Source organism: Urbifossiella limnaea (assembly GCF_007747215.1).
Taxonomy (GTDB): domain Bacteria; phylum Planctomycetota; class Planctomycetia; order Gemmatales; family Gemmataceae; genus Urbifossiella; species Urbifossiella limnaea.
The window spans coordinates 6,863,176-6,877,312 of record NZ_CP036273.1 but is presented as its reverse complement, the minus strand read 5'-3'; the positions used below and the strand labels follow the sequence as shown (position 1 = coordinate 6,877,312).

Here is a 14,137-nt window from a genome sequence, read left to right as displayed (position 1 = left end):
GTCTCCGTCTCCGGCGGCGTTAGCCGTGGTGATGGCCGTGGCCGGGATGGTCGTGGTGGGGCGGGGCGTGGTGGCCGTCGTGGTGAGCCGCGGGGTGGTGCTTATCGCGGATCAGCAGAGTGTACAGGATCGGCACCACGAACAGCGTCAGCGCCGTGGCCGACACCAGCCCGCCGACCACCGTCCGGGCCAGCGGGGTCAGCGCCTCGCTCCCCCGGCCGAGCCCGATCGCCATCGGCAGCAGGTCGAGGAACGTCGCCAGGAACGTCATCAGGATCGGCTTGAACCGGATGACGGCGGACTGGGTGATGGCCTCGCGGACGGTCCGCCCCTGCTTGCGGAGTTGGTTGGCGAAGTCCATCAGGAGCACGCCCTGGGAGACGATGATCCCGACGAGGAAGATCACCCCCATCTCGGACTGGATGTTCAGCGTGGTGCCCGTCGTCCACAGCGTCACCAGCACCCCGATCAGCCCGAGCGGGACGGTCGCCATGATGATGAGCGGCATCACGAACGACCGCATCAGCGGCACCATCAGCAGGTAGACCAGCAGCGACGCCAGGCCCAGCCCGACGCCGAGGCTGGCGAACGACTCCCTCATCCGGGCGTACTCGCCCTTCAGCTCCACCTTCATCCCCTTCGGCAGCTCCAGCCCCTCCAGCCGCTTGCTGATGTCGGCCGCGACGCCGCCGATGTCGCGGTTTTCGGTGTTCACCTGCACGTCCACCACCCGCTTCAGCCCGTCGTGGTTGAACTCGACCGGCTGGGTGGTGGACCGGATGGTGATGAGGGTGCTCAGCCGGACCGGCGTCTTGCCGCCCTGGTTGGTCCCGGTGGCGACGACGTTCTGCAGGTCCTCGATCTTGAAGTACGGGTTGTCGGGGTACTGGACGGCGACGAAGTACTGGTTGCCGCTCTTCGGGTCGATCCAGAAGTTGCGGGTCAGGGCGATGCTGCTGTTCATCGCCGTCACCACCTGCATCACCACGTCCTTCGCCGCGAGCCCGACGGCCGCGGCCCGCTCGCGGTTCACCTCCAGCACCAGGTACGGGGAGTCGTTCCGCTGGAGGACCCGGACGTCGGCCGCCCCGGGCACGTCCTTCACCAGGGTCTTGATCTTCGCGGCCACGCCGAACTTCTCGTCCGGGCTGCCGCCCATCACCTGGATGTCGATCGGGGACGACGCCCCGAAGTTCAGGGCGGCGGACACCATCCCGCCGGTGTCGAAGCTGAACTCCAGGTCGGAGAACAGCGGGTCGTCGGCGAGCCGCCGGCGGAGGCGGACGGCGTACTCCTGGGCGCTGGCCGACCGCTCGGGCGTGAGTTGGAGGCGGATCACCGCGTCCTGCTGCCCGGCGTTCAGCGAGTACGCGGCCGACCAGTCGTTGTTCAGCCCGATCTCGGACACCACCATCGACAGCTCGTGCGGCGGGATGACCTCGGCGATGGCGGCTTCCACCTCGGCGATCCGCCGCTCGGTGGCGTCCAGCCGGAGGTTCGACGGCCCCCGCACCTGGAGGCTGATCTGCCCGGCGTCCACGGCCGGGAAGAACTCCTGGCCGATGAACTTCGCCAGCCCGAGCGACCCGGCGAACACCAGCCCGATCCCCACCAGCACGAACAGCCGGTGCCGCAGCGCCACGTCGAGAACCCCGCCGTAGAGCCGGGCGGTGCCGTCGAGGACGGCGTTGATTCGGCCGTAGGCCCGGGCGAACAGCCCCGGCGGGCGGTCCGGCGGGGAGTGGCCGCCGGGGTTGTGGTTGTGGTGGCCGTGTCCGTGCCCGCGGAGCATCTTCGAGCACAGGGCCGGCACGAACGTCCACGACAGCACGAACGACGCGAGCATGGCGAACGCCACGGCCATCGTGAGCGGCTTGAACAGGAACCCGCTCACGCCCGGCGTGAGCGCGACCGGGGCCAGCACGATGATGAGGGCCAGCGTGGCGACGACGACGGGGAGCGTGAGTTCGTTGCAGGCGTCGTCGGCGGCCTGGGCGGGGGTCTTCCCCATGCCGAGGTGGCGGTGGGTGTTCTCCAGCACCACGATGGCGTTGTCCACCAGCGGGCCGATCGCCAGGAACAGCCCGCCGAGGGTCATCACGTTGATCGTCTGGCCGCTGGTCTGGAGCCCGATGATGGCCCCGAGGATCGCGAGCGGCAGCGACATGGACGCGATCAGCGTCATCTTCCAGTCGCCGAGGAAGACGAGGATCATGATCGAGACGAGGATGGCGCCGATGATCCCCTCGTGGACCAGGCTCTCGATCGCGTTGCGGACGTAAGCCGACTGGTCGATGACGTACTCCAGCTTCGTCCCCTCGGGGAGCTCGGACTCGACCATCCCCGGGAGCGCCGCCCGCACCCCGTCGGCGACGGCGAGGCTGCTCGACCCGGACTGCCGGTAGATCGGCACGAACACCTGCTGCTTGCCGTTCACCCGCACCCGCGACTTCTGGATCACCGCGTCGTCCACCGCCTCGCCCACGTCGCGGAGGTAGATCTGCCGCCCCGGCTCGAACACGATGGGGAGGTCGTTCAGCTCGTCCACCGTGCGGACCATCATGTTGGTGTCGAGCGACACCTGGTTGTCACCGAAGTACGCCGTGCCGGGGGACACCATCATGTTGCCGCGGTCGAGGGCGTTCACCACGTCCACGGCCGACAGCCGGCGGTGTTCGAGCTTTTTCGGGTCGAGGTAGATCATCACCCGCCGGTCCTTGCCGCCGACGACCACCGGGGCGACGGCCCCGGGGATGGCGCCGAGGCGGTTGCGCACCTCGACCCGGGCGAGGTCCTTCACCTCCTGCTCGGCCATCCTGTCGTTGCTGACGGTGAGGATGCCGAGCGGCAGGGTGCCGGTCGGGTCGAACGGGAGGACGACGGGGGGGAGGGTGTTGGTCGGCAGGTACGGGCGGGCGGCGTCGGCGAGCGTGCTGCTCATCGTGATCGCCGTGTTCGGGTCCACGTCCTCGCGGAAGTAGAGCTTGACGACGCTCACCCCGGACACGGACCGCGACTCGACGTTCTTCACCCCCGGCGACTGGTTCACCCACCGCTCGATGCGGTCGGTGAGTGTCCGCTCGATGGAGCGGGCGGGCATCCCGTTGTAGTACGTGAGCACCTGGACGGCCGGCACCTTGAACGCCGGCAGGATGTCCACCGGGATGGACACGAGGGCGACCGCCCCGAGGACCATGATGAACAGGGCGAAGACGACGACCCCGTACACGTTGCCGAGGGCGAGCTTGACCAACCCCATCCGGGAGTCCTCGTGTTCGGGCGGGAGCGGGATCGGGTCAGGGGGTGATCGCGGGCGGGGCCGGCGGGTCGGGTCGCGGGAGTTCGGTGAAGACGGCCATCACCTGCCCACGACACCGGGGCCACCCCTCGCGGGTGTACCGGCGGAGCTCCGCCGGCCGGCACTCGTCGCTCCGCCCGCAGGCGTCACAGCGCAGCAGGCGACGGCGTGGAGCAGGGTATCCGCTGGCGAGAGACCTCATGGGCTCGTCACCCCCGGCCGCCCCGGCTCGTCCAGGTGGAACGGCGGGAGGTCATTCGGCCCCTTGAGTACGGCGGTCGTGAGTCGGGCGTGAGCCGGGTCGGCGTACCGCCCGCCGAGCCGGTCCTCCCCGACCCCACCCGGCTGCCACACCACCGTCACGACGTAATTCCCGGCCGGCGCACCGCCGGGAAGCTCCGCGGTCGGCAGCCCGAACGACCCGTCGTCCCGGACGACGGCCCGCGGCCGCGGGCCGGCCCTGCCGGACGGGTCGTGCGCGGGGTGGAACACGACCACCGCCCCCGCGGCCGGCCGGCCGTTGACGAACACGTGGCCGCGGACCGGGTACTCCGGCCGGGGGCCTGGGGCGCTCCCGGGGGGGTAGACGCATCCGGCCACCCCGACCGCGGTGGTGAGCAACAGCAGGCTCGGAAGCCGGCGCATGGGAGACCTCACCGGCCGACCCTAGCAGTGTCCGTGCCGGGGCCGGGGATTCGTCCTGCAGTAGCGAGAGGCCTTGAAAACCTGCGACCCACGTCGCTGGCGGAGTGGGGCAACCCGCGCTCGGTTAAGCCTGCTTGGCGGAAAACTCACCGCCGAGGGGGGAAAAGCCGCCGCGCGGGCGGATAATCCGCCGGCGCATGTGCAGTACTTAACCACCGACATGGACGGCTTTTTGGTCATTACCCGGGGGGCAAGATCCCGAGGTCCCGGAGCTTCAGACGAAGGGTCGAGCGGTTGATCCCGAGGAGTTCGCTGGCCTGCCCTTGGTGCCCGTTGGTGTGGCGGAGCGCGCGGGTGAGGAGCTCCCGTTCCACCACCGCCATGACCCGCGCGTACACGTCGTTACCCCCGTCCCGAAGGTACGTCTCGATCGAGCCGATCAAGTCTGGGGGCGCGTCCCGCGACGTGGGCAACGCCCCGGCAAGTACATCCGGTGCCGGCGGGAACGGCCCGCCGGCCGGACCGAGGCTGGGCAGGTCGGCCGGGAATACGGTCTGACCGGCGGCCTGGTAGACCGCCATCTGGACCTCGTTCTGAAGCTGCCGGACGTTCCCCGGCCAGTCGTGCCGCTGGAGCAGGTCCAGGGCCTCCGGGGAAAAGTCGCGGACGTCGCGGCCCGCCGCCCGGGCGTGGCGGAACAGGAAGTGGTGGGCCAGCTCCGGGATGTCCGCCCGCCGGTCGCGCAGCGGCGGCACCCGGACGGTGGCCACCTTGAGCCGGTAGTACAGGTCGCCCCGGAACCGGCCGGCGGCGATAAGTTGCTCCAGGTCCTGGTTCGTGGCGGCCAGCACCCGGACCCGGGTGCGGATGGGCTGGCTCCCGCCGACCCGCTCGAACGTCTGGTCCTGCAGCAGCCGGAGGATCTTCGCCTGCGCCGGGAGCGGCATGTCCCCGATCTCGTCCAGCAGGATCGTGCCGTCGCCGCACTGCTCGAACCGGCCGACCCGCCGGTGGTCGGCCCCGGTGAAGGCCCCCCGCTCGTGGCCGAACAGCTCGCTCTCGACCAGGGCGTCGGGGAGGGCCGCGCAGTTGATCGCCAGGAACGGCCGGTCGGCCCGCGTCGAGTGCTGGTAGAGCGCGCGGGCGACCAGCTCCTTGCCGGTCCCGGACTCGCCGAGGATCAGGACGTTCGCGTCCTGCGGGGCGAGCCGGCCGATGAGCTTACACATCTCCTGCACGACCGGGGTGCGGCCGACGATCCGGTCGGCGGCCGGGTCGTCCGGGAGGGCCGCCGGCTCGTGCATCAGCCGGGCTGCGTCGAACGCCCGGCCGAGCAGCCCGCTCACCTGCTCCAGGTCGAGCGGCTTGGTCAGGTAGTCGAACGCCCCCCGCTTCATCGCCTCGATCGCCGTGTCGGACGTGCCGTGGGCGGTGATGAACACGACCGGCCGCCGCGGGTCGGCGGCGCGGACCCGCTCGAACAGGTCGAGCCCGGACCCGTCGGGGAGTTGCAGGTCGAGCACGACCACGTCCGGCCGGTCCCGCTCGAACCGCGCCCACCCCTCGGCCACCGACCCGGCGGTGACCACCTCGACCGCGGGGTCGGTGAACACCCGGCGGAAGGAGTGGCAGATGATCGGCTCGTCGTCAACGACCAGCAGCTTCGGCACGAGCCTCCTCCGCGGCCGGCAGGGTGAGTGTGAAGCACGCCCCGCCGCCGGGCCGGTTGACCCCCGTCAGGGTTCCCCCGTGGTCCCGGGCGACCCGCCGGGCGACGGTCAACCCGAGCCCGGTGCCGGTCGGCTTGGTGGTGGCGAACGGGGTGAACAGCCGGTCCGCGACCGCCGGGTCGATGCCCCGGCCGGTGTCGGTCACGGTCACCCGCGGGGCGGAGCCCGGCCCGACGCCCACCCCGACGGCGACCTCGCCGCCCGGCGGGGTGGCGTCAATCGCGTTGTACAGCAGGTTGGTCAGCACGGATAGCACCTGGTCGCGGTCCACCGCCGCCGGCGCGGGCGCGGCCGGCAGGTCGAGCCGGACGACGAGCTGCTTCCGCTCGGCCCGGCTCGCCGCGACTGCGGCGGCCTCGCCGACCAGGGCGCGGAGGTCGTGAGCGTGGCGGTCCGGGGGCGGCGTCCGGGCGTAGTCGATCAGGTCCTGCACCGTCCGCTCCATGCGGACGATCTCCTGGCGGATCAGGCGGAGGTCTTCCCCGTCGAGGGGGGTAGGGTTCCGGGGGCGGAGGGCCGCCTCGACCAGGAACTTGATCCCGGTGAGCGGGTTGCGGACCTCGTGTGCGACCCCGGCGGCGAGCTGCCCGACGGCGGCGAGCTGCTCGGCCCGGAGCAGCTCCCGCTCCTGGTCCTGGAGCCGCCCGCACACCTCCTTGACCCGCCCGACCACCCGGTCCAGCCGCTCGTCCAGGTCGCCGAAGTGGTGGGGGAGCTCGACCGTCATCTCCCCCACGTCCTGGCCGAGGTGCGCCTGGACCGCCTGCACCCGCACCGACAGCCGGGCGACCCGGCGGGTCACCCCGCGGGCGGTGGCGAACCCGCTGAGCACCCCGCCGAGGGCGCCCGCCAGGCCGAGGCCGACCAGCACGCGGCCGGCCCACGTCGCCTGCGCCTCGCTCCGCTCGACGCTCCGGTCCATCCGCTCCCGTTGCCGGTCGGCGAGTTCGCGGCAGGGGACGAGCAACCCCTGGACCGGATGGGCGTCGGCCCAGCGGATGAAGTCGTCCCCCGCCCGCGGGGCCGCCCCGGGGCGGTCGTCCATCCCGAGCCCGGCCTCGTACTCCCGGTAGCCCCGCCCGATCGCCTCCAACAGTTCGAGGTCGTCGGGGTGGCACTCGTGGCGGGCGTCGGCGAGGGCGGCGGCGACCAGGCGGCGGTCCTCGGCCACCTGCCACCGGCGGGCGGGAGACGGGTCGGCGGCGAACATGACGGCGTGGAACCGGAGTTGCCGCAGCCAGACCTGAAGTTCGCCGGCCGCCTCCATCCGGGCCGCGTCGTGCCGGACTGTACGGGCGAGGTCGGTCTGAAGGCGGTTGATGGCGATCGTGCTGCCCAGGCACGCGGCCGCGAGCAGCCCGCCGAGGGCGACGAGCGGCCCGGAGTAGCGGCTGAGAAGGAACTGCCTCATCCGCAGGTTTCCCGACGAACTCCGAGTCTCGTAGACATCGGGTTTATTGTACCCGACCCACGCAGCTATCGGCGCAGGGATCCAAGGACGTGCTTACCCGTCGACCGGGACGACGGCCTCGATCCCGGCGGCCACCTCCCACAGGTCGTCGAGCGGCTGCGTGTGGGCGATTTTGCCTTGCACTCTTGTCACGTCGAGGCCTTCGCCCGGTCGGTCACGGCGCCCCGATGCCGCCGGCCGGGGTCGGAGCGGTGTGTGGGGTGTGCGGCGATGACACAGGTGTGTCACCGCCAGCGGTACCGTGCGGGCCGGCGTCGTCGGCCGTGCGGTACAGCATCCAGTAGACGACCGGGACCAGGACCAGGGTAAACGCGGTCGAGACGACGAGGCCGAAGATCAGCGCCCACGCCAGCCCGCTGAACACCGGGTCGAGGGTGATCGGCCACGCCCCGAGCATCGCCGCCCCGGCGGTCAGCAGGATCGGCCGGAGCCGGACCGCTCCGCTCTCGACGAGCGCGTCCCGCAGCGACCCCCCGCGGTCCCGGACGTGCTGCACGAAGTCGAGCAGCAGGATCGCGTTCCGGTCGGCGATCCCGGCGAGGGCGATCATCCCGATCATCCCGGTGGCGGTGAAGTAGACCGGGTTCGCGTGCCCCCCGACGGTCGTGCCGGTCACCACGTTCAGCAGCCAGAACCCGGGCATGATCCCGATCACGGTCAGCGGGATCGAGATCATCTGCACCAGCGGGATGAGGTAGCTGCCGGTCTGGTAGACCATCAGGATGTAGATCAGCAGCAGCGCGCCGGCGAACGCGAGCCCGAGGTCGCGGAACACGTCGAGCGTGATCTTCCACTCGCCCTCCCCGGCCCACGCCACCTCGGCGCCGTTCGGGGTGGGGTGGTCGCGGAGCTGGAACATCAGCCCGATCACCGCCTCGCCGGGGGTGCGGCCGGCCGTCTCGGCGGTCACGAACGCCACCCGCTGCATGTTCTTCCGGTAGATCGTCGCCTCGGCCGCGGCCTCCTCGAACCGGCCGAGTTCGCCGAGCCGCACGATCTCCCCCGCCGGGGTCTTCACCCCGAGGCGCTCGAGCTGGCCGAGCCGGGCGCGGTCGGCCTGCGGGAGCCGGAGCACGATCACCAGCGGGTTCAACTCCCGCGGCAGGTGCCCGGTGCCGGCGCGGAAGTCTTTCGGGTCGCCCTCCCCGGGCGGCATCCCAGCCAGCGCGATCCGCAGGGTGTTGGCGATCTGCTCGGCCGTCACCCCGGTCAGCGACGCCTTCTCCCGGTCCACCTGGAAGACGAACCGCGGCCGCTCGGCCTCGAACGTGTCGTCCACGTCCACCACCCCGGCCTCCGTCTCGAACAGCCCGCGGACGTGCTTCGCATCGGCCCGGAGCTGGGCGAGGGTCTGGTCCGGCTTCGGGTACACCTCGGCGACGAGGGTGCTCAGCACCGGCGGGCCGGGGGGCACCTCGACGATCTTCAGCCGCGCCTGGTGCCGCCGGGCCACGGCTTCGAGCCGGTCGCGGACGCGGAGGACGACGGCGTGGCTCTGGGCCTCCCGCTCCTCCTTCGGGATCAGGTTCACCCGCAGGTCGCCGCGGTTCGGCTCCCGGCGGAGGTAGTAGTGCCGGACCATCCCGTTGAAGTCCATCGGCGACGCGGTGCCGGCGTAGCTCAGCAGCTCGGCCACCTCGGGGGCGGTCCGCAGGTCGTCGGCCAGGTCCTTGAGGGCGGCGTCGGTCTGCTCGGCGGTGCTCCCCTCCGGCAGGTCGATGAGGACGAGGAACTCGTTCTTGTTGTCGAACGGGAGCATCTTCAGCGGCACGAGCCCGAGGGCCGGGAGGACGACCGACCCGGCGAGCAGCAGTCCAGTGAACCCGATCAGCCCCCAGGCGGCGGCGCGGGAGTTCAGGAACGGGGTGAGCACGGCGCGGTAGGCGCGGTAGGTGAGCGTGCGGTGCGGGTCGGTCGGCTCGTGCCCGCCCTTGCCGTACACGCCCTTCAGGACGTGGTAACTGAGCCACGGGGTGACGGTGAACGCCACCACCATCGACATCAGCATGGCGACCGGGACGTTCAGCGCCATCGGCCGCATGTACGGCCCCATCATCCCGGTGATGAACAGCATCGGGAGGAACGACACCATCACCACCAGGGTGGCCACGATGATCGGCGGGCGGACCTCGTTGACCGCCTCCAGCACGGCCTCGCGCGGCGGCTTCCGCCGGAGCCCGAAGTGGCGGAAGATGTTCTCCACGTCCACGATCGGGTCGTCCACCACCAGCCCGAGAGCGAGGATCAGGGCGAACAGGGTGACCCGGTTGATCGAGTACCCGGCCAGGTAGTTGACGAGCAGCGTGAGGGCGAACGTGAGCGGCACCGCGGTGACGACGATGACCGCCTCGCGCCAGCCGAGGGCGTACATGATGAGGGCCGCGACGATGACGATCGCCAGCCCGAGTTCGCGGACCAGCTCGCTCACCTTCTCGTCGGCCGTCTCGCCGTAGTTCCGGGTGACGCGGGCCTCGACGTCGTGCGGGATGACCGTCGCCCGCAGTTCGGCCAGCCGGGCCTCGATCGCGTGGGCGACGGCGACGGCGTTGCTCCCCTTCCGCCGGGCGACGCCGACGGTGACCGCCGGGAAGTCGGACCCGGTCGCGGCCTCGGGCGGGGCGCGGGCGGCGCCGGGGCCGAACGCGATGCGGGTGTACCCGGTCGGCTCCTCCGGGCCGTCGGCCACCTCGGCCACCTCCTTGAGGTAGACCGGCTTCCCGGCGAACACCCCGACGACGAGCGTTTCCAGCTCGCGGGCCGACTGGAGGTACGGGCCGCTGTCCACCGCGACCTCCCGGCTACCGGCCCGCAGCTCGCCGGCCCGGAGGCCGACGTTCGCCCCGCGGAGGACGCGGTCCACGTCCAGCGGGGTGACCTGGCGGGAGGCCATCCGCTCCGGGTCGAGCGTGATCCGCAGCTGCCGCCGGCGGCCGCCGACCACCTCGGTCCGGCCGGTGTCGGGCACGCCCTGGAGCGCGACCTCGACCTGCTCGGCCACCCGCCGCAGGGCGAAGTCGTCGGCCGTCTTCCCCCACAGGGTGACGGCGACGAACGGCACGTCGTCGATCTCGACCGGCTTGACCACCCACCCCGTAACCCCGGGCGGGACCACGTCGGTGTGCATCATGATCTTGTTGTGCAGCTTGACCAGCGACCCCTCGCGGCTCTCCCCGACGTGGAACCGGACGGTCACGACGGCCTCGCCGGGGCGGGACATCGAGTACACGTACTCGACCCCGTCGATCTGGTAGAGGAGCCGCTCCAGCTTGGACGAGACGAGCTGCTCGACCTCCTCGGCGCTGGCCCCGGGCATGCGGACGAACACGTCCGCCATCGGGACGACGATCTGGGGCTCCTCCTCCCGCGGGGTCAGCGCGAGGGCGGCGACGCCGCCGGCCAGCATGACCAGGACGAGGAGGACGGACAGGTTTCCGGTGAGGAACGCCTCGACCACCCGGGAGACGAACCCGCCGTCGGTGCGGTCGGTGCTCATGGCGGACTCCGGGGGTGGTTACTTGGAAGGGAGCGCGACCCGGTCGCCCGCGGTCAGGCCGGAGAGGATTTCGGTCGCGTCCACCCCGCCCCGCTTCCGCTCCTGGCCGACGCGGACAAAGCGGCGGCCGAGGGTGCCGTCCGCCCCGGCGACCTCGACCAGGTCGAGTTGCCCGATCCGGCGCACCGCCGCCGACGGCACCCACAGCCGGTCGGCGGTCCCGGTCCCGATTTCGACCCGGCCGAACATCCCGGGGAGGAGCGTCTTGCCGGCCGGGGGTGGCGGAAGGGTCAGCTTGACGAGGACCGACCGGGTCGCCTGCTGGGCGAGGGGCACGACCTCGCGGACGGTGCCGATGACGTGAAGGTCGGGAGCCTGGACGTAGACGGGTAGCGACTGCCCGACGGCGACCGCCTTGGCCAAACTCTCGGGGATGTTGGCGTGGAGTTCGAGGTCGGCCGGGTCGTAGATCACGAGCAAGGTTTTCCCCGGGGAGGCCAGGTCGCCCGGCTCGACGAGCCGTTCAGAAACCAGCCCGGGCCCGGACGCGGTGAGCTTCGTGTAGGTGAGCTGGACGGCCAGCCGGGCGATCACCTCCCGCCCCCGCCCGGCCTGGGCCTCGGCCACCCGGAACGCGCCCTCGACCTTGCCGAACTCGTCGTCACTGACGGCCCCGCTCGCCCGCGCCTTTTTCGCCCGCTCGAAGTCGGCCCGGCGGGTCACCAGGTCCGCGTCGGCGGCCGTCAGGGCGGCCAGCGCCTCCCGCTGCTGGGCGGCCAGCTCGCGGTCGTCGAGCGTGACGAGGGGGGCGCCGGTCTGGACCCGGTCGCCGGGGCGGGCCTTCACCTCCAGCACCCCGGCGAGGAGCTGGCTCGCCACCTCCGTCCGCTTCTTCGGCTGGACGCTGCCGACGGCCGCCTCGGTCTGCGGCTCGGTCACCCGCTCGGCGGCGACGAGCGTGCGGCCGGCGGCCGAGGCCCGGGGCGCGGGCACCTCGCCGGGCCGGACCTTGTCCCGAAACGCCCCGCCCATCCAGGCGAGGAACAGGACGAGCCCGGCCACCCCGGCGGCGGCCGAGGCGAGTGAGCCGAGCGTGGACCGCCACCGCCCGGCCGCGGGCGGGGGCGTCGGCGCGGGGTGTGGGATGGTCACGGCGTCCTCTCGTCCGGGGTCGGGTCGGGCGTCGTCGGGGGCGTGCGTTCGGGCCGCGACCGCGGCTCGCACGCGCCGCCCATTCAGGTGGGCACGCCGGCCTTCGGCAGCACCCAGACCTGGAGGACGACCCAGAGCACGAAGATACCGAGCAGAACGAGAAGCTCCACGGCTCGACTCGCGGTTGGGGAAGCCCCGCTCGGGGCGGGGCCGGTCGGTTGTTCGGACACGTGCGGCACCTCCTACGGCTGCTTCCGTGCCGGAGCCGGGGCGGCGGGCAGCGGGTGGTTCTTCATCACCTCGGCGTGGCCGTTCTCGATGAACTTCGTCACGACCAGGGCGTGCGCCTGGATCAGCTTGGCGACGTACGGGTCGGCCGAGGTCTCGGTCACCTTCGCCCCCTTCGGGGTCCGCTCGACCGTCATCGTGATCTTGTCGTAATGCCGGAAGATCTCGGCGAACAGCGGGTCGCGGTAGTGGACGCCGTTCCCGGTCTTCACCCGCGCGTGCATCGCGGACACGTGCTCGCGGATCTTGCCGGCGACGGCCGGGTCGTCCGACTCGGTGAGCGTCACGACCCCGCCGTTGACGTCCTTGACGGTCCGGCGGATGTCCTTGCGGTGTTCGAGCAGGTAGTGGAACCCGTCGCGGTCGGCGGCGAAGGCCGGGTCGCCGGCCTTCCCCTTGCCCGCCTGCGGGCCCTTCCCGGCAGGCGGTCCCTTGCCGGGCGGCTGGGCGGCGGCCGGCCCGCCGGCGGTCGCCATCAGCACCCCGGCGGCGAGGGCCAGGAGGGCTGCGAAGCATCGTCGGGCGCTCATGTGCGTCTCCGGGTGGGAAGTCGGCATCAGGTGCGGTCGGGGATCAGGAGCAGGGCCAACCCGCCGGCCGCGGACAGGACCGCAAGCGCCGGGGCTACGGCGATCGCGAGGACGGCCCCGAGCACGGCGAGCCCCCCGGCGGCGACGCAGAGGCGGCGGTGGGCGAGGCGGCGGGCGTCGCGGGGCGGGGTGACGGAGCAGGTGAGGTTCGGGTTCGACACGGCCGGGGTCTCCTACGCGGGTTCGGCACGGCGGCGGGATGGTGGCGTAGCCGGAACGGGTTCGTCTGAAGGTTCGATCCGCGGCGGCGCGGAAAGTTACGCGCCGCCGCCCGGAATAATTCCGTGTAACCTCTCGGGGAGGCCGCGGATCATACCCAGGACCGCCCGCCGGGCGGGTGGGGTTCCGTCACACGGAGGGGTTGGGCGATGAAGCGACTGGCGTGCGCGGGGGTTCTGGCGGCGTTCGCGTTCGGCGGGGTGCTGTGGGCCGCCGACCACACGACCGACAGCCTGGACGTGGTGAAGACGAACGTGACGGCCGGGAAGGCGGTGATCGTGGACGTGCGGGAGGCCGGCGAGTGGGGCGACGGGCACCTGAAGGGGGCCAAGCACGTCGCCCTGTCGAACCTCAAGGCGGGCGTGCCGGCCGAGAAGCTCCGGGCCACCCTCCCGCCCGGCTCGATCGTCTACCTCCACTGTGCGTCCGGCCGGCGGTGCCTGGCCGCGGCCGACCTGTTGAAGGGGAAGGGGTACGACGTCCGCCCCCTGCGGGACGGGTTCGACGGGCTGGTGAAGGCCGGGTTCGAGCCGGCGAAGTGACGCGGCCGTAATCTACCGCGGGGTGGTATCCCACCGCCCCGCCCACCCGGCCCCGCCGATGACCGACCCGCCGGCTCGTCCCGACGACCCCGACCTGCCCCTGCTGCTGAAGGCCCGGGGTGGGGATTTCGCCGCGTTCGAGGCCCTCGTCGGCCGGCTCCAGAACCGGGTGTACGGGCTCGCCTACCGGATGCTCGGGGAGCCGCACGACGCCGAGGACGTGGCCCAGCAGACGTTCCTCAGCCTGGTCGAGCACCTGAAGGAGTTCCGCGGCGAGTCGGCCGTCGCCGGGTGGGTGCTGCGGATCGCGGCCAACCACGCGCTCAAGCACCTCCGCAAGCGGCGGGGGCTGCCGACCGTCCCGCTGACCGACCCGGCGGGTTCGGACGAGGGCTACGCCGAGGTTCCGCACCCGGACTTCATCGCCGACTGGCGGGCCGACCCGGCCGACCTGGCCGAGCGGCACGAGGTGCGGGCGGCCGTCGACCGGGCGCTCGCCGGGCTGGACGACAAGTACCGGGCGGTGTTCGTGCTCCGCGACATCGAGGGGTTCTCGGTCCGGGAGGCGGCCGACCTGCTCGGGATCTCGGAGGCGAACGTGAAGGTCCGCCTCCTCCGCGCCCGGCTCGCCCTCCGGGAGATTCTGACCCGGACGTTCGGCGACGCCGCCACCCGGGTGACGCCCGACCACCGCCACGGCTGACCCGCG

11 protein-coding genes are annotated in these 14,137 nt (G+C 72.2%); 2 read left to right on the top strand and 9 right to left on the bottom strand.

Going from position 1 to position 14,137, the window contains the following annotated elements:
• Positions 1-19: 19 nt before the first annotated feature.
• From ETAA1_RS27940 to ETAA1_RS27905, 9 genes are all read right to left on the bottom strand, one after another.
• Positions 20-3,259: an efflux RND transporter permease subunit gene (locus tag ETAA1_RS27940; RefSeq protein ID WP_145243911.1), complete on the bottom strand. Its 3,240-nt coding sequence runs from the start codon at positions 3,257-3,259 to the stop codon at positions 20-22.
• A gap of 237 nt (positions 3,260-3,496) precedes the next feature.
• Positions 3,497-3,943 (bottom strand): hypothetical protein, encoded by a 447-nt coding sequence (locus tag ETAA1_RS27935; protein WP_145243910.1) that lies wholly within the window; start codon positions 3,941-3,943, stop codon positions 3,497-3,499.
• 239 nt (positions 3,944-4,182) lie between these two features.
• Positions 4,183-5,613, bottom strand: coding sequence for a sigma-54-dependent transcriptional regulator (locus tag ETAA1_RS27930; protein WP_145243909.1), 1,431 nt, complete (start codon positions 5,611-5,613; stop codon positions 4,183-4,185).
• Positions 5,591-7,084, bottom strand: coding sequence for a sensor histidine kinase (locus ETAA1_RS27925; protein WP_145243908.1), 1,494 nt, complete (start codon positions 7,082-7,084; stop codon positions 5,591-5,593). The genes ETAA1_RS27930 and ETAA1_RS27925 overlap by 23 nt, the downstream gene beginning before the upstream one ends.
• 214 nt (positions 7,085-7,298) lie before the next feature.
• Positions 7,299-10,637, bottom strand: coding sequence for an efflux RND transporter permease subunit (locus ETAA1_RS27920; RefSeq protein WP_145243907.1), 3,339 nt, complete (start codon positions 10,635-10,637; stop codon positions 7,299-7,301).
• 18 nt (positions 10,638-10,655) lie between these two features.
• Positions 10,656-11,789: an efflux RND transporter periplasmic adaptor subunit gene (locus ETAA1_RS27915; RefSeq protein ID WP_145243906.1), complete on the bottom strand. Its 1,134-nt coding sequence runs from the start codon at positions 11,787-11,789 to the stop codon at positions 10,656-10,658.
• Between the two features lie 83 nt (positions 11,790-11,872).
• Entirely contained in the window at positions 11,873-12,019 is a 147-nt protein-coding gene (locus ETAA1_RS32475; RefSeq protein ID WP_202920464.1) for a hypothetical protein, read from the bottom strand.
• Positions 12,020-12,031: 12 nt separating this feature from the next.
• Positions 12,032-12,607: a hypothetical protein gene (locus ETAA1_RS27910; RefSeq protein WP_145243905.1), complete on the bottom strand. Its 576-nt coding sequence runs from the start codon at positions 12,605-12,607 to the stop codon at positions 12,032-12,034.
• A gap of 26 nt (positions 12,608-12,633) precedes the next feature.
• A complete protein-coding gene (locus tag ETAA1_RS27905) occupies positions 12,634-12,828 on the bottom strand; it encodes a hypothetical protein (RefSeq protein WP_145243904.1) in 195 nt (64 codons plus the stop codon).
• A gap of 207 nt (positions 12,829-13,035) precedes the next feature.
• On the opposite strand from ETAA1_RS27905, the gene ETAA1_RS27900 reads away from it, so the two are divergent.
• Positions 13,036-13,428 (top strand): rhodanese-like domain-containing protein, encoded by a 393-nt coding sequence (locus ETAA1_RS27900; RefSeq protein WP_145243903.1) that lies wholly within the window; start codon positions 13,036-13,038, stop codon positions 13,426-13,428.
• A gap of 58 nt (positions 13,429-13,486) precedes the next feature.
• Positions 13,487-14,131, top strand: coding sequence for an RNA polymerase sigma factor (locus tag ETAA1_RS27895; protein WP_145243902.1), 645 nt, complete (start codon positions 13,487-13,489; stop codon positions 14,129-14,131).
• Positions 14,132-14,137: the final 6 nt, after the last annotated feature.